This is a genomic window from Terriglobus sp., from assembly GCF_965201105.1.
GTDB lineage: Bacteria > Acidobacteriota > Terriglobia > Terriglobales > Acidobacteriaceae > Terriglobus.
This window is the reverse complement of sequence record NZ_OZ241741.1, coordinates 344277-367638: the sequence shown is the minus strand read 5'-3', so window position 1 is coordinate 367638 and position 23362 is coordinate 344277. Positions and strand designations below refer to the sequence as shown.

21 protein-coding genes and 1 tRNA gene are annotated in these 23362 nt (G+C 62.0%); 8 read left to right on the top strand and 14 right to left on the bottom strand.

Annotated elements, in window-relative coordinates:
- The first annotated feature begins 26 nt into the window (after positions 1 to 26).
- Positions 27 to 1136 carry an AI-2E family transporter gene (locus tag ACOFKT_RS01540; RefSeq protein ID WP_419805684.1) on the top strand — a complete coding sequence of 370 codons (1110 nt, stop codon included), beginning with the start codon at positions 27 to 29 and terminating at the stop codon, positions 1134 to 1136.
- Positions 1137 to 1197: 61 nt separating this feature from the next.
- Positions 1198 to 2391 (top strand): tRNA (adenosine(37)-N6)-threonylcarbamoyltransferase complex transferase subunit TsaD, encoded by a 1194-nt coding sequence (tsaD, locus tag ACOFKT_RS01535; RefSeq protein WP_419805683.1) that lies wholly within the window; start codon positions 1198 to 1200, stop codon positions 2389 to 2391.
- 73 nt (positions 2392 to 2464) lie between these two features.
- Here the strand turns inward: tsaD and ACOFKT_RS01530 are convergent, their stop codons facing one another.
- Positions 2465 to 2764, bottom strand: a complete 300-nt coding sequence (locus tag ACOFKT_RS01530) for a type II toxin-antitoxin system RelE/ParE family toxin (RefSeq protein ID WP_419805682.1) — start codon at positions 2762 to 2764, stop codon at positions 2465 to 2467.
- A gap of 2 nt (positions 2765 to 2766) precedes the next feature.
- Positions 2767 to 3045: a hypothetical protein gene (locus tag ACOFKT_RS01525; RefSeq protein ID WP_419805681.1), complete on the bottom strand. Its 279-nt coding sequence runs from the start codon at positions 3043 to 3045 to the stop codon at positions 2767 to 2769.
- A gap of 162 nt (positions 3046 to 3207) precedes the next feature.
- On the opposite strand from ACOFKT_RS01525, the gene cysS reads away from it, so the two are divergent.
- Positions 3208 to 4869, top strand: a complete 1662-nt coding sequence (gene cysS, locus ACOFKT_RS01520) for a cysteine--tRNA ligase (protein WP_419805680.1) — start codon at positions 3208 to 3210, stop codon at positions 4867 to 4869.
- A 133-nt stretch (positions 4870 to 5002) separates the two neighbouring features.
- Here cysS and ACOFKT_RS01515 read toward each other — a convergent pair whose 3' ends face one another.
- Both ACOFKT_RS01515 and ACOFKT_RS01510 read right to left on the bottom strand, forming a co-directional pair.
- The gene (locus ACOFKT_RS01515) at positions 5003 to 5452 is read right to left on the bottom strand and encodes a hypothetical protein (protein ID WP_419805679.1); all 450 of its coding nucleotides are present in this window, start codon (positions 5450 to 5452) and stop codon (positions 5003 to 5005) included.
- Between the two features lie 25 nt (positions 5453 to 5477).
- Positions 5478 to 5933 carry an SRPBCC family protein gene (locus ACOFKT_RS01510; protein ID WP_419805678.1) on the bottom strand — a complete coding sequence of 152 codons (456 nt, stop codon included), beginning with the start codon at positions 5931 to 5933 and terminating at the stop codon, positions 5478 to 5480.
- A 299-nt stretch (positions 5934 to 6232) separates the two neighbouring features.
- Here ACOFKT_RS01510 and ACOFKT_RS01505 point away from each other — a divergent pair, with 299 nt between their 5' ends.
- The 3 genes from ACOFKT_RS01505 to ACOFKT_RS01495 are packed head-to-tail and all read left to right on the top strand — an operon-like array spanning position 6233 to position 7687.
- Positions 6233 to 6610, top strand: a complete 378-nt coding sequence (locus tag ACOFKT_RS01505; RefSeq protein ID WP_419805677.1) for a type II toxin-antitoxin system PrlF family antitoxin — start codon at positions 6233 to 6235, stop codon at positions 6608 to 6610.
- The gene (locus ACOFKT_RS01500) at positions 6607 to 7146 is read left to right on the top strand and encodes a type II toxin-antitoxin system YhaV family toxin (RefSeq protein WP_419805676.1); all 540 of its coding nucleotides are present in this window, start codon (positions 6607 to 6609) and stop codon (positions 7144 to 7146) included. Before ACOFKT_RS01505 ends, ACOFKT_RS01500 begins: the two co-directional genes overlap by 4 nt.
- Entirely contained in the window at positions 7124 to 7687 is a 564-nt protein-coding gene (locus tag ACOFKT_RS01495; protein WP_419805675.1) for a sugar O-acetyltransferase, read from the top strand. The genes ACOFKT_RS01500 and ACOFKT_RS01495 overlap by 23 nt, the downstream gene beginning before the upstream one ends.
- Positions 7688 to 8001: 314 nt before the next feature.
- Here the strand turns inward: ACOFKT_RS01495 and ACOFKT_RS01490 are convergent.
- From ACOFKT_RS01490 to ACOFKT_RS01445, 10 genes are all read right to left on the bottom strand, one after another.
- Positions 8002 to 8077 (bottom strand) — tRNA-Ala (locus ACOFKT_RS01490).
- Positions 8078 to 8228: 151 nt separating this feature from the next.
- Positions 8229 to 8942, bottom strand: coding sequence for a PEP-CTERM sorting domain-containing protein (locus ACOFKT_RS01485; RefSeq protein ID WP_419805674.1), 714 nt, complete (start codon positions 8940 to 8942; stop codon positions 8229 to 8231).
- A gap of 276 nt (positions 8943 to 9218) precedes the next feature.
- Positions 9219 to 10142, bottom strand: coding sequence for an alanyl-tRNA editing protein (locus ACOFKT_RS01480; RefSeq protein ID WP_419805673.1), 924 nt, complete (start codon positions 10140 to 10142; stop codon positions 9219 to 9221).
- The gene (locus ACOFKT_RS01475; RefSeq protein WP_419805672.1) at positions 10143 to 11141 is read right to left on the bottom strand and encodes a class 1 fructose-bisphosphatase; all 999 of its coding nucleotides are present in this window, start codon (positions 11139 to 11141) and stop codon (positions 10143 to 10145) included.
- 94 nt (positions 11142 to 11235) lie between these two features.
- Entirely contained in the window at positions 11236 to 13335 is a 2100-nt protein-coding gene (locus tag ACOFKT_RS01470) for a catalase (protein WP_419805671.1), read from the bottom strand.
- An 85-nt stretch (positions 13336 to 13420) separates the two neighbouring features.
- The gene (locus tag ACOFKT_RS01465; protein WP_419805670.1) at positions 13421 to 13750 is read right to left on the bottom strand and encodes a CsbD family protein; all 330 of its coding nucleotides are present in this window, start codon (positions 13748 to 13750) and stop codon (positions 13421 to 13423) included.
- Positions 13751 to 13866: 116 nt separating this feature from the next.
- The gene (locus tag ACOFKT_RS01460) at positions 13867 to 14376 is read right to left on the bottom strand and encodes an SRPBCC family protein (protein ID WP_419805669.1); all 510 of its coding nucleotides are present in this window, start codon (positions 14374 to 14376) and stop codon (positions 13867 to 13869) included.
- A complete protein-coding gene (locus ACOFKT_RS01455; protein WP_419805668.1) occupies positions 14357 to 14704 on the bottom strand; it encodes an ArsR/SmtB family transcription factor in 348 nt (115 codons plus the stop codon). The genes ACOFKT_RS01460 and ACOFKT_RS01455 overlap by 20 nt, the downstream gene beginning before the upstream one ends.
- A 196-nt stretch (positions 14705 to 14900) precedes the next feature.
- Complete coding sequence (locus tag ACOFKT_RS01450) at positions 14901 to 16046, bottom strand: GntR family transcriptional regulator (protein ID WP_419805667.1); 1146 nt, start codon at positions 16044 to 16046, stop codon at positions 14901 to 14903.
- Between the two features lie 10 nt (positions 16047 to 16056).
- Positions 16057 to 17907, bottom strand: a complete 1851-nt coding sequence (locus ACOFKT_RS01445; protein WP_419805666.1) for a glycoside hydrolase family 13 protein — start codon at positions 17905 to 17907, stop codon at positions 16057 to 16059.
- 417 nt (positions 17908 to 18324) lie between these two features.
- Here ACOFKT_RS01445 and ACOFKT_RS01440 point away from each other — a divergent pair, with 417 nt between their 5' ends.
- Together ACOFKT_RS01440 and ACOFKT_RS01435 are read left to right on the top strand one after the other, a co-directional pair.
- Positions 18325 to 21804: a TonB-dependent receptor domain-containing protein gene (locus tag ACOFKT_RS01440; protein WP_419805665.1), complete on the top strand. Its 3480-nt coding sequence runs from the start codon at positions 18325 to 18327 to the stop codon at positions 21802 to 21804.
- A gap of 516 nt (positions 21805 to 22320) precedes the next feature.
- On the top strand, positions 22321 to 23361 hold the full coding sequence (locus tag ACOFKT_RS01435) for a tetratricopeptide repeat protein (RefSeq protein ID WP_419805664.1): 1041 nt from the start codon (positions 22321 to 22323) through the stop codon (positions 23359 to 23361).
- Position 23362: the final 1 nt, after the last annotated feature.

Here is a 23362-nt window from a genome sequence, read left to right as displayed (position 1 = left end):
CCCCGAAGCAGACGCCCCGGAGCACCTTGACCGACACAGAATCGATCTCCACCCAGACAGCTTTGCCTCACATCCAGACATCGCCGTCTCAGACGCATACCGCGCTGCCAGACACGCTGCCCTGGCGCATGCTGGCCCTCTTCCTGCTCACAGCGGCAGGCATCGTTGTTTCACTGCTGTTCACCCGCGCCCTGCTCTTCTCCATCGTCGGCGCGGTGGCGCTCGCCGTTTGTACCCAACCACTCACCCTGTGGATGGAAAAGCGTCTCTCCCCCTCGCTCACCGCCACCATCTCCGTGCTTCTGGTCACGCTGGCGTTGCTGGTGCCACTCTTCTTTATCGTGCGCGATCTGATCGGCGAGAGTGTCACCCTCATTCAGTTTGTGCAGAACGGATCAGCCGAAAGCACCCTCAGTCGCATCGCCCACGACCATCCAAAGATCGGCCGCTACGTGCAACAGGCAGCGCAGCAAGCCGATCTGCCCGGCATCGCCCGCCGGGTCGCCGGCTCCGCCGCGCAGCCCATCGCTGCCTTCTTCAGTGGCGTGGCCAGCGGCCTGACCAGTGCCGTGCTTCTGCTCTTCTTTTACTTCTTTCTGGTTCGCGATCACCGGCAGGCAAAGGACGCCCTCGCGACGTTCCTTCCGCTGCAACCCGCAGACGCCCACGACCTCATCCACCAGACCGGCCAAGTGGTGCAGGCCATCTTCGCAGGACGCTTCGTCATCGCCCTCATCCAGGGCGCACTCGCCGGTCTGGCCTATCTTGTGCTCGGCGTCCCCGGTGCCCTGCTTTGGACCTCCATCACGGTCCTCTGCTGCCTCGTACCCGCATTTGGATCGTTCGTCGCCTGGGTTCCCATCGCGCTCTACCTCGGCCTGACGCAGAGCTGGGTCAAGGCCGCAATTCTCGCCGCATGGGGTGGCATCGTCGTCGGCAACATCGACAACATTCTCTATCCCGCCCTGGTCGGCAAAAAGACAGACCTGCACACCGCCGTCATCTTTGTCGCCATCCTGGGCGGCGTCGCAGTCTTTGGCATTTCCGGCTTCATCCTGGGCCCGGTCATCATCGCGGTCACCCTGTTCCTGCTCAAGGTCTGGCAGCGATGGAGCGCCGCAGCAAAAACCGCCTGAACCGTCTGCCGCAGCTTTGTGCGCGACCCCTGACTGCCGCAGCACCTCTACACTGAACAACGTGTCCACCGGACTCATCCTCGGCATCGAAAGCTCCTGCGACGAGACCGCCGCGGCCGTCGTCCGCGCCGGCCGCGACGTCCTCTCCAACGTCGTCAGCTCCCAGGTCGACCTGCACGCCCTCTACGGCGGCGTCGTCCCCGAGCTCGCCTCACGCGAACACCTCCGCAACATCGTCCCCGTCGTCCGCGAAGCCATGCGCACCTCCAACGCCACCTACGCCGACCTCGACGCCATCGCCGTCACCGCCGGCCCCGGCCTCACCGGCGCACTGCTCGTCGGCATCTCCTTCGCCAAGTCACTCAGCTTCGGCCTGGGCAAGCCACTCCTCGCCATCAATCACCTGGAAGGCCACATCCACGCCGCCCTGCTGCAAAGCACCGAAATCGCCGCGAATGAACTCACCCTCGCCCTCGTCGTCAGCGGCGGCCACACCCACCTTTACCTCGCCTCGCAGCACAACGGCGCGTGGCACTATCGCAACATCGGCCGCACCGTCGACGACGCCGCCGGCGAAGCCTACGACAAAGTCGCCAAACTCCTCGGCCTGCCCTACCCCGGCGGCCCCTGGATCGACCGCCTCAGCGCCTTTGGAAACCCCGAAGCCGTTCGCTTCCACTTCACCACCATTGACCGCGGCACGCCCGATCAACCCACCTTCGACTTCAGCTTCAGCGGCATCAAGACCGCCGTTCTCCGCTACGTCGAAACCCACAACATGCGCGCCGCAGCCACTGCCCGCCACGCCGCCCTCAGCGCCCTCACCTCATTGGCCCCCAACAGCAGCAACGCAGCATCGATGCCCAGCAGCAGCCTCTCTCCCCCAACGGCTTCCGGCAGCGCCACACGCCCCACCCTCGACGACGCCCGCGCCCTTTGCGACACCCAAACCCTCAACCTGATCGCCAGCTTTCAGCACGCCGTCGTCGGCAACCTCGTGCGCCAAACCCTGCGCGCCGCCGAACACACAGGCGCCCGCCACCTCATCATCTCCGGCGGTGTCGCCAGCAACCGCGCCCTCCGCCAACGCTTTACCGAAGCCGCGCAACATCGCAACCTCACCGTCGCCTTCCCACCACCCGCCCTCTCCACCGACAACGCCGCCATGATCGCCGCCGCCGCCTGGCCCCGCTTCCTCGCAGGCGACTTCGCCCCCACCACCCTCAACGCCACCCCCCAACTCCGCCTCGGGTAGGGAGAAACAGCGACCTTTAGCCCGCTGAAAGCGAACAGAAAGCCAACAGGCCTTGAGCCCGGCACTGCCTTGGCTAGTGTCCAAACAGCGCCACAATATCTCTGCTTCCTCGCACCACATGCAAGATCAGCACGTCCTCACCTTCGGTCCGGTAGAGGATCAGGTAACTCCCGAAAACGAAGCTCCGCATGCCTGGACGCAAGTCCTCATCGCGGCGATGACCCATGTAGGGGTGCGTTGCCAACAAATAGAACTGTCTTGTAAGCCCGTCGATAAAGCGGTCGGCCACAACCAGGCTGCCGCTTTCGGTGGCAATGTATTCCCAAATGCCGTCCAGTTCGGCTTCTGCTTCGGGTGAAAGGCGGTGCGTCATCGCTAGGCTAGGATCTGCCTGGCGTGCAGCCGCGCTCGTCCACGCTGCTTCACCTCGGTCGCGAGTTCAAGCATCGACCGCTCATCGATGACCCGGCCCTCGCCCCGTATCAAGGATGCCTCTGCGCGATCGACCACGGCCAGAACCTCGAGCCGGGTGCGCTCGCGATGTTCCCAAAGTGCAAGCGCCTCCTGCACCGCGTCGCTCTCGTGGCCGATCCTGCCGGCCTCGATCGCTTGTCGCGCGAACGCCTGCTGATCTGGTGTGAGCTGAACTTCCATGGATTTGAGACTAGGAACCAGAGCGATGCATGTCAACCATCTCCGCCCCTCGTGTTTCCTGCGCGCTTTCTCTCGCCGCCACTCATCTAGAATCAAAGCAGACTGCGGCGGCAGGACCAACCGGGCCAGCACGCAAGTCCCAGCGGAACACCCCAGGCCAGGATGGCGATCGAACTCTTCAACACCCTGGGCGGCCGCATCGAACCGCTCACGCCCGAGCGCGACAACACCCTCCGCATGTACTGCTGCGGCCCCACCGTTTACGACTACGGCCACATCGGCAACTTCCGCACCTTTCTCCACGTCGACGTCCTTCGCCGCTACGCCCGCCTCCGCGGCATGCGTCTACAGCACGTCATGAACATCACCGACGTCGAAGACAAGATCATCCGCAACAGCAACGCCGCGGGCATGCCCATCGATCAGTACACCGCCAAGTACGAGCGCGCCTTCCTCGAAGACATGGACGCCCTCGGCGTCGAGCGCCCCGAAATCCTCGCCCGCGCCACCGAAAACATCCCCGAGATGGTCGCCCTCATCGAGCGGCTCGCCTCCGAAGACATCGCCTACAAGGCCGACGACGGCTCCTGGTACTTCCGCATCGACCGCTTCCCCGATTACGGCAAGCTGTCCGGCAAGGACCTCGAAGGCATCGAAGACGGCGCCCGCGTCGATGTAGACGAATACGGCAAGGATTCCGCCCGAGACTTCGCTCTCTGGAAGGCATGCAAGCCCGGCGAAGCCTCCTGGGACACGCCGCTCGGCTGCGGCCGTCCCGGCTGGCACATCGAATGCTCCGCCATGGCCATGAAGCACCTTGGCCCCACCTTCGACCTCCACGCCGGCGGCGAAGACCTCATGTTTCCGCACCACGAAAACGAGATCGCGCAGTCCGAGTGCGCCTCGCACCAGTCCTTCGCGAAGCACTGGTTCCACGTGCGCTTCCTGCTCGTCGAAGGCAAGAAGATGTCCAAGAGCGAGGGCAATTTCTACACCCTCCGCGACCTCCTCCTCATGGGCCACCGCGCCTCCGCCATCCGCTTCCTCCTGCTCTCGGTCCCCTACCGCCACCAGATGAACTTCACCTTCGACGGCCTCACCGAAAGCAGCAGCGCCGTCGACCGCCTCCGCACCTTCGCAAAGCGCATCCACTCTGCATCGCAAAATAACTTTGGGGCTTTAGCCCCCGTGGTAGCCACAGGTGCATCACCGCAACCCGCGGCTTTAGCCGCCGAGGTAGATCGAGCGAGAGACGAAGACCGCGGCTCTAGCCGCCGAGGTGACGCCCTCCCCTCGACCCCCGAACAACGAACAACGAACAACGAATCCCGAACCACAAACGCCGACCCACAAACAACGAACTCCGACCTCGCGACCCTCCTCCATCAAAAACGCGACGCCTACCACGCCGCCCTTTCCAACGACCTCAACACCGCCGAAGCCCGCGCCGCCATCTTCGATGTCGTTCGCGCCGTCAACATCGCCCTCGACCACGGCACCGTCTCCGCGGACGACCTCGACGCCACCCGCGCCCTGCTCAACGATTTCGACACCGTCTTCGACGTCCTCACCGACCGCGATGCCGCCATCACCCGCAGCGCCATCGCCTGGGCGCAATCCGAAGGCCGCGAGGCGAGCATCGCCCCCGAACTCTTCAACCTGCTCACCCTCTCCGACGCCGACATCGAACGCCTCATCGGGGAACGAAACGACGCCCGCAAACGCCGCAACTTCGCCCGCGCCGACAGCGTCCGCAACGACCTCCTCGAAAAAGGCATCCTCCTCGAAGACACCAAATCCGGCGTTACCTGGAAGCGCAAATAAACAGGAAAAAACGGGGCCGGAGCTCCGATGCATTGTCATTTCGACCGGAGCACCCACAGCTTCACCGTGGGTGCGTAGCGGAGAAACCTGCATTTCAAGCCGCCACTTATCTCCGGTCACCACCTTTGGCACGCTACTTGTGCCGAGACGGGTAAAGAACCAATCGGCAATGTGTCATTTGAAACGCTCGTGAAGCACGCGTCTCTTCTCGATTTCTGCAGCTCGTTAAGCCGTAGGGACCTTTCGGGTCGACAGCCTGCCCGATGCGAGCATAAAGAAAAATCAGCACGATCGCTTCGGCTCCAGCGCCCAGGATGCCGACAATCATATTGGTGAATGGAAACCAGGCTGCATACCTTACCAGCATTAAAAAGTGCAACACGATAAGCGCTAAAGCCACACCAGCTTGCCGCGGGCGCAGTAACGTCTTGCCAGCCTGAATCCCTACAATGCCGAAGACCAACACGGTGCAGAGCATCATCTGACCGAAGGCTAACCTGCTCCCGACAAGGCAATTGTCGACGAGCAAGCCTCCCAGTCCCCCGATACAGGCAAGCAGCAATCTTTGTTGCCGTTTCGACATAGTCTCCTCATTCGGTCTGTTCGGATCATCCGGGCAAGAAACTCTTCCACTGATCCGCCTCCGCAACCTGCTTCAGCAACTCGTTCCGGTGCGTCAGCAAGTTGCGCATGTATCGCCTGAGCACCAGCTTTTCCGCGATAAGACCGAGCACCGGCAAAGGTGCTGCAAGAACAAACCGGTCTGTCATCTCGGTCCTATCGGGCGCGAGCGCCTTAAAGAAGTGGTCGTGCTGCATCGACCGGAACGCCCCTTCGACCATCGTGTCTTGGAAGTAAGCTGGTCGATCGTAAGCAGTAATGCGGCTCGCGAGGTGCTGCGTCACACCGAAGTGTTTCGCCCTCCACCGCACGAACTCTCCCAGCTCGATCAGGCCAGACGTAACGCCTCCAACAGCCTGCTCTCCGGTCTGCTCCGTTCCCAACAGGTGAACCTCGATACTCCGTGAAAGATCGAAGCATCGCTCGATAGGAGCATCGATCATAGTGCATAGGTGAAGCGCAACCATTCGCAGGCCGTTTCCTACTCGCAATTCAAGCACATCAGGGAGGTTACTCAAATGCTGACGCATCCAAACCGCATGCACCTGGACCCACCCACCGAAAAAAATAGAAAATGCTCGCAGACAGCATCCGCAACGAACTCCTCGGAAAAGGCATCCTCCTCGAAGACACCGAATCCGGCGTCACCTGGAAGCGCAAGTAGCTTTTACCGAATCCGGCCGGCCTGGACGCGCGCTAGCAGCCGTGAGTACACTTGTGCTTACAGTTTCGGAGGTTATGCATGCGCGCATCGGAAAAGAAAGCGAAGACCCCTTCGTCGACGGCAACCCGCTATCGCGGCAAGCAGATCAAAGCCGGCAACTCCTCCGGATTCCGCTTTGAAGGCGCTCTGTTCAAAAGCAACCCCGAATTCAACGGCGATGTTGTGGCACAAATCATCGCTCCCGGACGCCTGCTTGTCACGGCGGATCCAAAGCCGCGCAGAGATCCCGATCCGGTCATGGCATCGTTTCTAGCCTTTCTCGCGCAAGACGTCGCAAACGCACCCGAGACCATCCGTCCACTCAATCTGGACCTCAAAGCCCGCATGCGCGCTCTCACGAAAGACATCGCCGTCTCACCGGACGAGCCGTTGGACGCAACGGTCGATCTCGGATGACCGTCAACGGTTGGCGTCTCTACGCACATCCGCTCTTTCAGCAACAGCTCGAGAAGCTGACCGTGCACGTAGAAACACTCGCCCGCAAAAATCCGGTCGGCTATCGCGAAGCCCCGGCAACCAAGCTGCTCGCGACCATCGAACGTCACATCCACCAGATCATTCCACGCGACCCCGGTGCGGCAGCGTTCCGGCAGGGCAACACGCTGGGCCCGGACAACCGTCACTGGTTCCGTGCCAAGTTCCACGAACGATATCGTCTGTTCTTCCGCTTCTCAACCGAGCAGAAGGTCATCGTCTACGCCTGGGTCAACGACGAGCAGACGCTTCACAAGTCCGGATCGAAAACCGATCCCTATCAGGTCTTCCGAGCCATGCTCGAATCGGGCGACCCGCCCCAATCCTTCCAGCAACTTCAAGAGAAAGCCAAAGCCGTCGGCGAGCATCGCCGGGCCACGGTAACGACACCAAAGTCCCCCGACCCAGTTCGCAAAGCAAAGCGAGGCAAAACGCATGGACCGAACCGAACCAGGTAGCTCCGAAAAGCAAAAGATGCTCGCCGGCGACCTCTACAACGCCCTCGACCCCGAGCTCGTCGCCGACCGCACCCGCTGCGAAACCGCGCTCGTCAACTACAACATCGCCATCCCGGAGGCCCGCGACACCATCCTCCGTGACCTCCTCGCCACCTGCGGCACCGGCGTCATCGTCCGCCCCAGCTTCAGCTGCGACTACGGCTACAACATCCACCTCGCCGACTCCGTCTTCCTTAACTTCAACTGCGTCCTGCTCGACGTCACCGAGATCCACATCGGCGCCCGCACCCAGATCGGCCCCGCCGTGCAGATCTACACCGCCGACCACCCGCGAGACCCCAGCGCACGCCACCAGGGGCTCGAATCCGGCAAGCCCATTCGCATCGGCGCCGACGTCTGGATCGGCGGCGGCGCCATCCTCCTCCCCGGCATCACCGTCGGCGATAACGCCGTTATCGGCGCCGGCAGCGTCGTCACCCACGATGTACCGCCCGGCATCACCGTCGCCGGCAATCCCGCCCGCCCTCTTTCTCACCGGTAATCCAAAAGAGTCGCCAAACCGTTTCACCTGTAAGCAAAAAAACGCCCTCGGACATGGCGTCCGAGGGCTTTCCCAGGTCTGTTCTTTCCATCATCGCCCCGAATGAAGGGCCACTTCTGCCTGCAATAAATCCCAAAGAGCAAATTTTCTTGCCGCGTCAAGTGCGTCCGCATCGCCGTATTGACTTCATCAACATTCGTGTAAACGGGTCATTCTGGCGCAGCATCACCGCCGCTCAAAATCGTGCGTCTAGGCCGATAAAAATATCTTGAAACGGACCACCACCGTCACGGGGAAAACCCGACAAACAGTATTGGTGGAGCTGAGCGGGATCGAACCGCTGACCTCCTCGTTGCGAACGAGGCGCTCTCCCAGCTGAGCTACAGCCCCACATCACTGGTAGGAGTTGCACCAGCCTTGTGGTAGTTCTGGGATCCGCGGCATCGACTCACGCGGCAAACCACCCCTAAATAATAGCAGCTTTGTTGATCCCAAAAGCGCAGGACCCCGGCAGCAGCCGGGGTCCCATGCAACTCAGCAACTATGCCGTCATACGACGGCGAATCATGCCCGCCATCCCAAGCAGACCCGTACCCAGCAACGCCAGGCTCGACGGCTCCGGAGTTGCCGCAACCGCACTTACCTGTAGCACCGACGGCGTACCGTTCTCACGCGCATAGCGCAGCATCGTGTCACCGCCGGACGCCAACGTGATCGTGTCGGTGGTCACGCTGGTCGCACCGGAGGCCGAGGAGCCCACGCGGTTGCCGCCCTGGTACACGCTGATGCCATCGTCATGCGTGATGGTCAGTATCGTGTTCGCAGCCAGCGTACCCAGGTCGAAGGTGTAGTAAGAGCCGTAGTCAAAACCGCTCGAACTGCCGCTCGACAGCAGAAAGCTGGACAGACTGCCATAGTCTGCAACCTGCTGAGTACCGTATGTCACCGTACCAGAACCCGAGTAGCCCGACACATTCGACGTGCTGAACCCAAACGCCGCATTGGTGTCGCCGGCCGGTCCAGGACCGTTTTGCGCAGCCGTGTTGCTGAAGTTGATCCCGCCGGTATACGTGAACGTCGCGCTGGCGCTGTTATTGCCAGAAAACGGGTTGCCGCCGGTCGTGTCGAATCCGGATCCGTTCGTGAGACCCTCGCTCACCGTGACAGCGAAAACGCCGGTCAGCGGCGTTGCGTGAGCAGCGATCGCCACCAGGGCGAGAGCGGCGGAAAGAACAGCTGGGCGAAGAAAAGTCATGGTACCCCTTTTGAAAGTAGTTATCTGTGCGATAACTCCGTGTGTGCGCAGACTACTAACTCCCACTTGGCGTAACCATCACAATCAGACCGATGTAGGCCAGAAGCAGCATCATTTGCCGCCATCGAACGACAAGTGCGGACACTCTACGGTCAATGACTACATTGTTGCCAACAGCCGACTTACCACCCTTGCCAGTAAGCGATAGGGCAGTAAGGAACTTTTGAGTAACTCCGGTAAGTTCAACGCTAACTCGTTCGGCAGACTGCCTGTAAGTTACCGCGTCTCCGTCTTAGCCCGGCGGCGCGCCTCGGCAACCTCGGCCTGCATCTTCAACACACGCTCTGCCAGCTCCGCCACTCCCGTGCTCAGCGTGCCGGCAAGCCCGGTCAGCAGCTTCCAGTCTGCGGTTGCCGCAGCCAGCGCCCGGCCTCCGCACACAAAGCTCAGCCGGCTGTTGCCTCGCACCCGTTCAACGCGCCGCAGCAGCACCGGACCGATCTCCGCCGTGCTCCGCACATGCGTTCCGCCGCAGGCATTTTGGTCGACCCCGGCAATGCTCACCACGCGCAGGTCTCCCGCCCGGAGCGGCAGCTTCGGCAACACACCCGCCGCCAGCAAGGCTTCCGCCTCGTCGCGACCAACCCATCGCTGCGTCACCGGCAGAGCCCGCATCACCACATCGTTTGCTCTCTGCTGCAGCACCTTCATCTGCTCCGCGCTCAGCAGCGGCATCGCCAAGTCCACGGTCGTGTCCATCCTGCCCAGGTGAAAGCCCACCGTCGCCGCGCCAAACTCACGCGCCGCAATCGCGCTCAACAGGTGCTGTCCCGAGTGCTGCTGCATATGGTCGCGCCGCCGCTCCGCGTCCACCCGCCCCACCACCTCGGTCCCAGACTGTATCGGCTTCGCCGTGGCATGCCACACTTCACCGGCGTCATCCTCAACCACGTCCGTGACCGGCGCCTCCAGCACCGCACCACTGCGCGCCGTCGCCACCAGCACGCCCGTGTCATGCGGCTGCCCGCCACCCGTCGGGTAAAACGCCGTGCGGTCCAGCGCCACCTGGAACACCGGCCTTCCCTCCACCCGCGCCAGCTCGCGAATCTCCGTCACGACCGCCGCAAACTCCAGCCCGCGCGGCTCGTCACAGCACGCATCCTCGTAATACAGGCGTTCGGCAAATGGCAGTGTCGGCAACTATTTCTCCTGCGGAACCGAGCCCACTGCGGCCGCCGCCACATCCCCAAACGCGGCAACCTCGGCAGCACTGCCAATCACCAGCGTCGTGCGCTCATGCGGCTCCTTCGGCACAATCTCCAGAATGCGCCGCGTCTCGCGCCCATCCTCACCCGCGTCCGTCGCCCGCCCGCCTGCCTGCTCCGCCAGCATCGCCAGCGGATTCGCCTCATACAGCAGCCGCAGCTTGCCTTTCGGCGTCTTCGCCGTCGGCGGATACAAAAACACGCCGCCCTTCAGCAGCGTTCGATGAAAGTCCGCAATAAAAGACCCCACATACCGCGATCCATACTTCGTCCCCAGCAGCGACCCGTCCCGCAGCTTCTCCAGGTACGTCCGCACCGCCGCTGGAAACTCCGCCGCATTCCCCTCGTTCACCGAGTAGTACGGTCCCCGCTCCGGCATTGCCAGGTCCTCGCCGCTCAGCAGAAACTCGCCTTCCCGCAGCGTGAACGCATGCGTGCCCCGGCCCGCCGTATACACCAGCATCGTTGCCGGCCCGTAGTTCACATACAGCGCTGCCACCTGCGCGGTCCCCGGCTTCAGCGCCGCCAACCGTGCGTCTTCACCGGGCCCAATTGCCTGCACCGAAACAATGGTGCCCACATTCACATCCACATCTAAATTCGAAGATCCATCCAGCGGATCGGTAATCACCACGAACCGCGCTCCAGGCCTGTCCAGAAACACCACCGGCTCGTCATCTTCCTCGCTCACTACGCCGCCCACACTCCCCAGCGTGCGCACCGCCCCAATCACGGCATCGTTGGCGAACACATCCAGCTTCTGCTGCTGCTCGCCCTGCACATTCGTGTGCCCAAACGCACCCAGCGCGTCGCTCAGCGGAGCCGTACGAATCCGCGCCTCAATCCGCTTCGCCGCCCCGGCCAGCGCCTCAAACAACTCCGCCAATGCGTCCCCATGACGTTCACGAACATGCTCCACCAGCGTCTTTGGCATGAAAAAAGCCTAGCACCGCAGCCGCAACCCGCGCGTAAACGCAAGAAAGCCGACGCGCCCTGGACGCATCGGCCTCTTGCCCAATCTGGCGTTGCTAGTAGACCGTCCGCACTTCCGGCTCGCGATCAAACACGCGGCCCTTCGCCGCGGTGTTCAGAAACGCCTCCACGTCCATGCCCACCAGCACGCCCGCGTCCGGCTCCACACCGCACTTGTCCAGCAGCATCTGCGCGTCAGCAGTCGCGCCAATCACCTTCAGGTGCGAGTACGCATCGCTTACCCAACCCTTCGCCGCGGCCTCCTTGCTCAGCATCGCCGCGCCATCCGCGCTTAACGCCACGAACACCGTGTCAAACAGCACCGACGACCCACCCGCCAACTGAAAGTCGCCCGTCACCATCGTCCCATCCGAAGCCTTAAAGCCACCAGCCTTGGGCGCCACCACGGCAAAGTCGGCGCCATGCCGCTTCGCCGCCGCACGCAGCGACTCCACCAGCTTCGCGTCTGTCCCATCCGCCGCCAGCACCGCCACCTTGCGGCCCTTCAGCGTCGGGTTCGCCTTCGCCAAAATCGACAGCGCCGGCGACGCCTTCAGCCCGGTCTTCACCGGCACCTTCGTCGGAAACTCCGGCACCTCACCCTCCAGGCCCAACCCCTTCGCCACACGCTCCGCAATCGCCGGGTCCACATTCTTCAACTGGCTCACCATGCGTTTCCGCACCGCGACCGTCTCCACCTTGCTCAGCTCAAAAATGAAGGCGGACACAATGTGGTTCTGCTCCGGCTCGGTCTGCGACTCAAAGAACAGTCGCGCCTGCGAGTAGTGATCGCCGAATGACTCCGCCCGAATCCGCAGCTTGTCACCTTCCATCTTCTCCGGGAAGCTTGCGAACCCGCGCTTCGGGTCCGTCCGCGGCACATCCGCCTCCAACGAGCTCGGCGAATACGCCACACGGCCTTTCTGCGCACCCATCTGCATGTGACCGTCGCGCTGCATGTTCAGCACCGGGCACCCGATCGGCCGGTTTACCGGAATCTGCTGGTAATTCGGTCCGCCCAGACGCGTCAGCTGCGTGTCCACATAGCTCAGAATGCGCCCCTGCAGCAGCGGATCATTGGTGAAATCAATCCCCGGCACCACGTTGCTCACGCAGAACGCCACCTGCTCCGTCTCCGCAAAGTAGTTATCCACGTTGCGGTCCAGCACCATGCGTCCAACAATGCGCAGCGGCAGTACTTCCTCAGGAATGAGCTTGGTCGCGTCCAGCACATCGAAATCGAACTTCTGTGCAAACTCCTCGTCGAACAATTGCACACCCAACTCCCACTCTGGAAAGTTGCCCTGCGCGATCGACTCCCACAGGTCGCGCCGGTGAAAGTCCGGATCGGCGCCGCTGATCTTCAACGCCTCGTCCCAAACCACCGACTGCATGCCCAGCTTTGGCCGCCAGTGAAACTTCACATAGGTCGTCTTGCCCTCGTCATTCAGAAAGCGGTAGCTATGAACGCCAAAGCCTTCCATCATCCGGAACGACCGCGGAATGGCACGGTCACTCATGATCCACATCAGCATGTGCGTCGACTCGGGCGACAGCGAAGCCCAATCCCAGAACGTGTCATGCGCCGTCTGCGCCTGCGGAAACCCGCGGTCCGGCTCCTGCTTCGCCGCGTGGATCAGGTCCGTAAACTTGATCGCGTCCTGCACAAAGAAGACCGGAATGTTGTTTCCAACCAGGTCCCAGTTCCCTTCCTTCGTGTAGAACTTCACCGCGAACCCACGCACATCGCGGGCCGTGTCGGCGGAACCCATGTTGCCCGCAACCGTGCTGAACCGCACAAATACCGGCGTCTTCTCACCCGGCTCGGTAAAGATCGCCGCGCGCGAAATCCCCTTCAGCGAATCGCTCAATTCGAAGTACCCGCGCGCCCCGTAACCGCGCGCATGCACCACCCGCTCCGGAATCCGCTCATGGTCAAAGTGCTGCGTCTTCTCCAGCAGGTTCCAGTCTTCCAGCAACACCGGCCCGCGCTCGCCGGCTTTTAGCGAGTTTTCATCGTCCGCGATCACCACGCCGGTCTGGCCCGTCATCGCCGGATAGGTTCCACCCGCATTCTGGTGCGTCTCGCCGCCATGGCCGATCACGAAATCCTGCGCTGCCTCAGCGGCAGTCGCCTCCTGTTGTTTGTGCTCCACGCGACATCCTTTGCTGTGCTGAAAATTAAGAAGGTCTCGGCAGCGCCGCTAACGACGTCACCGAGACCCGTCTAGTAATTGATTATTACCGGTTCAAATCGCGAACCGTGTCACCCACCGCGTTTGCCGCCTTGCCCGCAAGGTTCCGGACCGAACCCTCCGTCTGGTCGCCGGCACCCGAATCCGCCGTGTCATAGTTGCCGGTCGCTTCGCCGAATGCCTGCTTCGCCTTACCGAGCAGGCTGTCACCCGCGCCCTGCACCCGCTGCTTCGATCCCCAGCGGTTTGCCTTGTTCGCAAAGCTGTCCACGTCCGGATCACCCGTGCTGTAGCTCGGCTGCGGAGCGTTCACAATCACATAAATCAGCGCGGCGCTAATTCCAACGCCCGCAACAATCCAAGGGAGAGCTTTCATCGTGCCACCTCTTTCCTCTCAGTAAGATGCCGCCCAGCGCCCTCGCGTGCTCAACGCAAAGGCTTGGGCCTCGATTTGCCTCTTCTTCAACGTCTCCCGCAGAACCAGCAAACTTCCTATGCCGCCGGAACAAGCCCCGCAATGACCGCCGCCAGCTTTTCGAGTATCTGGTTCCAGCCTTCGACTTGTCCGCTTTCCTTTGCGTTCTCCATGGTTTCATTTCCAACCAAGGTGAGCTTCGTCCGGCCGTTTCCGAGATCCTCAAACAGAGTCACATCGTATGCACCATCGATCGCTTCATGTTCGATTCCATAGTGCGCCGGCTCAACCTTGTTCCCTTCCGGGTCGGAAAAGTACATGGAAGACACGATCTTCTCGTGCGGCACAATCTCGTGGTACTCACCGCCGTTCCAGAACTCCTGCCCCTCCGGCGATCTCATGCAACACAGAAACTTCCCTCCCACGCGAAAATCCATCTGGCAAAAAGGTGAAGTGAAGCCCTTTGGTCCCCACCATTGCATGACATACTTCGGGTCGGTCCACGCCTTCCAGACCAACTCCCGTGGGGCATCGAAAACTCGTGTGACAATCATCCGCTCTGCTTCGCTACCCGTGTTCTTTGTCATCTCTGACCTCCGCTTTCTTCATTTCAGTTACAACCACATCCAGTTTGTCGAGGCTTTCTTCCCAGAACCGGCGATAGCGGACCGCCCAGTCGCTGACTGTCTTGATCGCCTCCGGCCTAAGCGTGCAGACGCTCTCTCGTCCACGTTTCTTCTTGGTCACAAGCCGCGCCCGCACCAGAGAGGCAATATGCTTCGAAATCATCTGCTGCGAGAGCGCAAACGGCTCCGTCAATCCATGCACGGAAACAGGCCCATGCGAGAGCCGTTCGACGATAGCCCGCCGGGTTGGATCAGATAAAGCCGCGAGCGTGACACCCAATCTATCCACTACCACATGGTAGTGGGTTTTCCGTCAGAGTCAAGTTCGAAAATCGTCAGCACGCTCATCGAGAAGCATGAGTTACGGCGAGTGGCTCTTTAATCACACTCTGCCCACGACGATGCCGCGATGAATTTTGCGCATCAGCGCGATCCCACACCGTACAAGAGCAACGCCAGGCTTCATCGTCCAGGCCCGGCAATCCCTATCGCGTTGACTCCCGCGCCATTAGCGAAAAATCCACCAGCACGTCCCGCGCCGGATGCCCCGGGTTCTTCAGCCGCTCCAGCATCGTCATCATCGCCACGCGCCCAATCTCCGCGCAGTCCTGGTGAATCGTCGTCAGCGGCACCGGCAGGTACTGTGCATACTTCACATCGTCACAGCCCGCCACTCGCATCTCTCCGGGCACGCGAATGCCCTGTTCCACCAGAAAGCGCATCACGATCGCCGCCGCGTGATCGTTCTGGCAGATCAACGCGTCCGGCTGCTCCCGGGCCAGCAGCTTCCGCAGAAACTCCGGATCGTCCAGATCCCCGCGGCACGCCGCGCCGTCAAACTCCAGTCCCGCATCGCGCACCGCCGTCCAATACCCCGATGCCCGCATGTGCACCGTTCCCGCCGATCCCGCCCGCGCCACAAATACCGGCCGCTTCGCACCCGCCGCAATCACGTGCTCCGTCAGCAGCGCTCCCGCCCGATGATTGTCGATCCCAACCAGGTCAAACCGCGACCTCGCCGGAAATCGCTCCACGCACCGGTCCAGCAAAATCACCGCGATGCCCGCGCGCTCCAGCGCCTCCACGATGCGATGATTCGCCGCGTGCCGGTCCGCCGCAAACTCTACCGGCGCAAAGAAAACCCCATGCAGCCGCTGCTCAATGAACTGCCGGCACAGGTCCTCTGCGGCCCGTTCCGGACGCTCGTCCTCCGCCGACGCGTGCCCCCACACCAGCGAATGAGGCCGCGTCAGAGGCGACGACATCATGCCCCGGCAAATCGGTTCAAAGATCTCCGTCGTCCCCAGCTCCGGGATCAGCAGCCCGAACCGCAGCGAAGCGTTCGCCGTCGCCGGCGGCTGTTGCACAAACGTGCCAGACCCCGCGCGCCGCCGCACCAAACCCTCACGCTGCAGCGTTCCAATCGCCTTCGCCACGGTAATGCGCGACGCCCCAAACCGCTCGCACAACGCCGCTTCGCTCGGCAACTTGCTGCCGACCTTCCACGTCCCGTTCTGCACTTCCTGCAAGAGCTGCTGGTAAATGCTGCGGTGCAGCGGAACCTCGCCGCGCGGCGTCGCCTGCCGCTCGCCCTTCTGCTCCGTCTTACCCCGCTTGACCCCGTCCGCCATCCCAGCCCGCCTACTGCACCTCCGCCACCAGCGACCCATACGGCGGCAGTTCAATGTCGCTGGTCGTGTCATGCTTCTCCAGCGCCGGCACATCCGTCACCAGCGTGCGCAGCTTCGTCCCGCTCACGCCCGCCGCGCTCATATCCAGCTTCACCGTCTGCGGCTGTGCCGACAGGTTCATCGACACCACCACCGGCTTCGCCCCCGTCGGCGCCGTCCGCACATACGACAACACATCCGGGTTCGCCGTATCCACAAACACCACGCCGCCATCATGCAGCGCCGGCACGCTCCGCCGCAGCGCAATCAGCTTCTCGTACCACTTCAGCAGCGACGCCGGATCCTTCTCCTCACCCGCCACATTCACCGTCGTGTAGTCCGGCGGCACCGGCAACCACATCTTTCCCGCCGTGCTGAACCCCGCATCCGTCGACGCGTTCCACTGCATCGGCGTGCGCTCACCGTCTCGGCCCTTTTCCTTCGGCCACCCCGTAATGCCGATCGGGTCCTTCACATCCTCGACCCGCGTCGGTGTCGTCGTCACCATGCCCAGCTCTTCGCCGTAATACATCAGCGCCGTCGCCTTGCTGGTCAGCAACATCGTCGCAATCGCCCGATCAATGGCCGCATCGTGAACGCCATCGCCATACCGGTCATGGCTCCGCACATTGTCGTGGTTATCGAACACCAGCAGCGGCTGCGACCCATGCACCTCCGTCTCCACTTCCGTCAGATATCGCCGCAGATACGGCACATTCAGCTTCGCCTGGTTCCCGCGAAACCCGATCAGCATGTCCATCGGCAGCTGCAGCTCATTCTGCGACGCGCCACCGTACCACTGGTCCAGCTCCGCCGTGTTCGGCAGATACGTCTCACCGATCAGCACGCGGCTGCCCGGGAACCCTGTCTTCGGATACGAGTCCACCACCTGCCGCATCCGCCGGATCACCCCGTGTACCTCCGGCAAATTATCCGTGTAGATCCCCTTCAGGTTCGGATCGCCCTGCTGGTTGGTGCCGGCCTCCACCGGCTCATCCCGGTTCTGCGGATCCTCGAACAACGTCGGCACCGCATCCAGCCGGAAACCCGCCACCCCGCGGTCCATCCAGAACCGCATCCCGTCAAACATCGCCTTCTCCACCGCAGGATTCCGCCAGTTCAGGTCAGGCTGCTGAATGTAGAACTTGTGATAGTAAAACTGCTTCCGCGCCGGCACCCACTCCCACGCCGACCCGCCAAACCCCGACTCCCAGTTGTTCGGCGGCATCATCCCGTCGTGCGCGGCCTTCTTCACATACTCCGGAGCATTCGGGTCCAGCGGCTTGCCATCGTTCCACACAAACCAGTCCGCCTTCGGGTTCGTCCGCGACGACGCCGACTCCTCAAACCACTTGTGCTTGTCGCTCGTGTGGTTCACCACCCAATCCAGGCAAATGCGAATATTCCGCTTCTGCGCTTCCTTGATCAGCCGGTCCATGTCCGCCAGCGACCCATACTGCGGATCCACCGCCTCGTAGTCGCTCACGTCATAGCCAAAATCCACCTGCGGCGAAGGAAACATCGGCGCAATCCAGATTGCATCCACGCCCAGCTTCTGCAGGTAATCCAGCCGCTGTGTGATCCCGTTCAGGTCGCCCACACCATCGCCGTTCGAGTCCTGGAACGACCGCGGATAGATTTCATACACCACCGCGTGCTTCCACCATGTCGCATCGTGCGTCGGCTTCGCTGCCGCCTGCACCTCGGCCGCGGTCGGCGGAGTCGCCGGCGGCACCGCCGCCACCTGCGCCATCAGGCCCGCACCCGCAAGCCCAAATCCGCCTGCCACCACACCCGCCGCCGCTCGCATCCACCAGGACATCACTGTCTCCTTGCCTTGCACACCCGCCCTCGGGCAAGCAGCGCCAACCTATCACACCGTAGGCAGCTTTGGCGCAAGCTGCCATAGCATTCTCGTTACAGGGACATTGCGAACAGCACTCAAACAAAATCCGCCAGCCTCGCGCGCCGGTCGCAATCTCCCCACGAAACTGCCCAAAGTCAACGGTTTACCGGAACCGAAAACCCTTTCAGAAAACGCCCTACAAAAAACCATAGTGGAACTGAAAATTCACCCAAATTCCGTATCTCAAAAATCTCGCATCTGTCTCCACCATTTGATTGACAACGGCCTTTCGCTCCCATAAAGTCCACTCGTTCCTCAACTCTGCAATTCCCTGTCTTCGAAACTGGGGCGTGCTGTGTTCTGAGGCGCACGTTCCATCCTTTGGAGGACAGTATGAACATTGCAAGAAAGGCACGGGCACTGGCATTGGTCGCCACCGCTGTGGGTGCTCCCGCACTCTACGGCCAGGCCATCTACGGTTCGCTGTACGGAACCGTTACCGACTCGACCGGCGCAGCCATCCCGAATGCCACCGTCGTGGTCACCGACATCACAAAAGGCACTTCCGATACCGTCACCACCAACGGCTCGGGCGCCTACACGGTAGAGCACCTCATCCCAGACACCTACTCGGTCAAGGTCACCGCGTCAGGATTCAGCGGCTTCCAGGCAACCGGCATCGTGGTCTCCGCCGACACCGCTCCCAAGATCGACGCCAAGCTCAACGTCGGCGACACCGGCCAGACGGTCACCGTCAGCGCAGACGAAGTTCCCCTGCTCAAGACCGATCGCGCCGACGTGTCCACCATTTTCGACACCAAGAACGTAACGGAACTGCCGCTGCCCAACCGCAACTTCACGGGCCTCCAGCTCCTGCTCCCCGGCTCGCAGCTCCTCGGCTGGTCCCACGCCGCTTCTGAAAACCCACAGGGTTCGCAGCAGATCGTGGTCGACGGCCAGTTCTTCGCCGGCACCGGGTACGAGCTTGACGGAACCGATAACCAGGATCCGATCCTCGGCATCATCGTCGTCAACCCCACGCTTGATTCCGTTGCCGAAGCCAAGATCACGACGCAGAACTACGACGCCCAGTTCGGCAAGGCCGTCTCCTCCGTTGTCGCCACCCAGACCAAGTCCGGCAGCAACTCCGTTCACGGCGGCGTTTACGATTACCGCCAGTCCGATGCCTTCCAGGCAAAGAACCCCTTCAACACGCCCGACAGCAACACGGGAAGAATCGTTCCTGCGAACCTGCGCAACCAGTTCGGCGCCTTTATCGGTGGCCCCTTCCAGAAGGACCAGTTCTTCTACTTCTTCGATTACGAAGGCGTCCGCTCCAAGGTCGGAACCTCTAACGGCCAGTCGACGGTTCCTACCAACCTGCTGCGTACTTCTTGCCTCGGCCCGGTCGGTTGCGACTTCTCCGATTACGCGTCCTACAACGGCAATAACGGCATCTTCGATCCGGTTACGGGCCAGCAGTACGCGAACTACATCATCCCCAAGGCGCAAATCAACCAGGCTGCTTTGAATCTGCTCGAAAAACTGCCTGCTCCCATCCTTGGCTCCGTCGTTGCGAACTTCCCGAACTCCGGCACTGGCAAGTTCAACTTCGACCAGTACATCACCCGCGTTGACATGCAGATCACCGAAAAAGTGCACGGGTTCGGCCGTTATGCCTATTACAAGGACACCCTGCAGGGCGGCACCGCCTTCGGTGCGCTTGGCGGCATCGGCTTTGGAACAAGCGGCTTCGGCGGCACCTCCAACGGCATCAACCAGAGCTGGTCTGTAGGCACAGACATCGTGGTCTCCCCCAAGTGGGTGACCGACGTTCGCTTTGGCTTCCTGCGCTACAGCATCAACACGCAAAAATACGACGGCTCCGAAGCCTTTGCCACCAACAACGGCATTCCTGGTCTGAACGTCTCCAACTTTGCCAACACCGGCGGCGCCCCGCTCTTTGAGCCCCAGGACCTGCCCAACAACGGCCAGGGACAGCCGGGCGGCGCCTTCGGTGCCGGCCTCGATGCCAACCGTTGCAACTGCCCTCTTACCCAGAACGAGCGCCAGTACCAATTCGTCAACAACTGGACGCACGAACTCGGGAACCACTCCATCAAGTTCGGTGTCGACGTGCGTCACGCCTACAACCTTCGCGTGCCCTCTGACGCGAACCGCGCCGGCGTCCTTTATTTCCGCGCCGACCATACCTCGAACCCAGCCAACAACCTGGGCGGACTCTCCTACGCCACCTTCCTTTTGGGTCGCGTGTCGCAGTTCAACCGCTACGCCAGCACCAGCAACAACGCCTCTGAAACCCAGAACCGCTTCTTCGGCTACATCCAGGACACCTGGCGCGTCACCCCGAAGCTGACCCTGAACTACGGTCTGCGCTGGGAGAACTACCTGCCCGAAAAACTCGGCCAGGATCTGGGCGCCCTGCTCAACCTGAACACGGGCAATCTCCAGGTCGCGCATGAGGGTCCGTACGGCGGCGACATGGGCATTTCCAACAACAACAAAGCCTTCGCTCCCCGTGTCGGCATCGCTTACGCCATGAACCAGAAGACCGTCATACGCGCCGGCTACGGCCGCAGCTATGACATCGGCGTCTTCGGCTCTATCTTCGGCCATTCGGCATCGCAGAACCTCCCGGTGCTCGCCAAGCAGAACGTGAGCTCCCCAAACAGCGGCTACGCCTTCATACTCGGGCAGGCGCCGCCGGCTCCGAACTTTGGTGGTCCCATCGTCAATGGCAACATCCGCCTGCCTGACGGCATCAACGCCAACGCGCGTCCCCTCACCGAACGTTTCCCCACTCTGGATGCGTGGAACGCGCAGGTGCAGCGCGACCTCGGCCACTCCTACTCGCTCACCCTTGGCTACGTGGGCAACAAGGGAACGCACACCAGCATGGGTGGCGGCTATACCTCCAACCCCAACCAGGTTGCCGTTGTGGCCAACGGCCTCGTCTTCAACCCACAACCCAGCAACGTTTTCCAGCCGTCGCCAAACACCCAGTGCATCGGCGCACCCTCACCCAACCTGCCCTGCAGCAACGGAAACGACCCTCGTCGCCGTCGCTACTATCCGGCGTACGGATGGACGCAGGACATCAACTACTTCTCCTCGGAAGGCGATACGGAGTACCAGTCTTTCCAGACCACGCTGGATAAGCGCTTTAGCAATGGCTATCAGTTCAAGGTCAACTACGCCTACCAGGTGGCCAAGGATCATGACTCCGACTACATCGATATCGATCGCACAGTGAACTACGGCAACTCGTCGTTCCTGCGCCGCAGCCAACTCACCTTCTTCGGAAACTTGGAACTGCCCTTCGGGCGGAATCACGCCTTCCTGAGCAACGCCAATAAGATCGAAGATCTGATCGTCGGGGGTTGGCAGATTAGCCCTACCGCCAACATCGCCAGCGGTCTTCCCTTCGACGTCGGCTTCACAACCGCCGGTAGAAACCGCGACGCAGGTCCGGGCCGTCCCAACTACAACGGCGGCTTCAAAACTGGCCTTGGCAAGTTCGACGCTGTGAACAAGGTACAAACCTTCTACCAGCCACAGACAATTGGCACCGTCTTCACCGACCCGGGATACCTCCACTTCGGAAACCTGCAACGCAACGCCTTCTTCGGCCCCGGCTTCTACAACATGGACGTCGCTGCTCAGAAGAACTTCCACATCACGGAGAGGTTCAGTGGCCAGTTCCGCACCGACTTCTTCAACGTCCTCAACCATCAGAACTTTGATCTGCCATCGCAGACCACCGTCGGTTCCGGTACAGACGGCCGGATTACCGGTCTCGCCCCCGGCAGCAACCCGCGCTACCTCCAGTTCGCGGTCAAGGTGCTCTTCTAACCCAAACAACTGCGCCGGAACCAACCAGCTCCGGCCGAAACTCCAGCGGGAGGGCAAACGCCCTCCCGCTTCTGTTTTGCCCGCCAATCCGCACCACCACAACATTGTCATTTCGACCGAAGCACCCACAGCTTCACCGTGGGTGCGCAGTGGAGAAACCCGCATTTCCAAGCGAGCGCGCAGCGCGAGCCCCACCGGCTTTAGCCGCCGAGATAGCCACGACACACAACCGCACGCGCGGCTTTGGCCGCCGAGGTGACGAACTCACCCCTACCCCAAACCCTTGTCAAGCCCCTGCCCCTCCACCAATCACGCAACCCATTCTCTCTCAACCACTTACAAGCCGGAAATACTTGGCACCCCATACCCGCCCAACTCCGTAAAATAGAATTATCGATGCCGCTCCACCTATCCACTCCCGGGCACCCCTCGCAACTTTCTGCAACACAAGAACTTACGCGTAAGTTCCTGCGGCAGAAGAACTTGCGCCGCACCCCAAACCGTAAGCCTTGCAGATTGAAGATCTTAGCCCTCGCAATAGTAGGGGGGTGGGTCACCCTCTCCGCCCAGCAGCCCACCGAGGCCGCCCTCCAGAAGCAGATCAACACCGGCCGCGCCGCCGAAGCCCTGCAACAACTCGACGCAAACACCGCCGCGCCGCACCGCGACCGCCTCCGCGGCCAAGCTTTCTACGCTCTCGGCCGCTTCCCCGAAGCCGACAAAGCACTCGCGGCCGCCCTGAGCGCCGATCCCGCCGACGCCGACGCAACCGAACTCCGCGGCCTGACTCTCTACCGCCTCGGTCGGCCCGCCGAAGCCATTCCGCTCCTGGAGAAAGCCCACACCTGGACGCCCGAAACCAAGGCCGATCCAGCCTACATTCTCGCGCTCTGCTACATCGATACGCGCCGCTATGACGACGCGCGCCACGCCTTCGCCGAGCAGTACGGCTTCCAGCCCGACTCCGCCGCCGCGCACCTGCTCGCCGCCCGCATGCTCCTGCGCCGTGAGTACGTTCCCATCGCGCAGGACGAAGCTCGCAAAGCCGTCGCCGCCGACCCGAACCTGCCCGGCGCCCACATGCTGCTCGGCGAGGTCGCGCTCGCACAGGAGCATATCGACGACGCCATTGCAGAACTGAATGAAGAGGCCCGGCGCGACCCCCTTAACGGCAGCGTCTATGACCGCCTCGGCGACGCACTTCAGCGCAAGGGCGATTATGTCGCCGCCGCACGGAATCTTCAGCGCGCCGTCCTGCTCACGCCCAACAGCACCGGACCGTACATTCTGCTCGGCAAGGTCATGCTTCGCCGCTCGGACCCGGTCACGGCGGCCGGCTACCTGGAACGCGCCGAGCGCATGGACGACCACAACTACATGACACACAGCCTGCTCGGCCAGGCTTACCGCGCCATGGGCCGCGCCGCCGACGCCCAGCGCGAAACCGCAGTGTCGCAACAGCTCCAGGCTGACACCGCGCCACACTTCGACTCCGGGGCCAGCACCCCTGCCGCCCGCAACGCGAACAACATCGGCCCGAACAGCACCAGCCACTAAC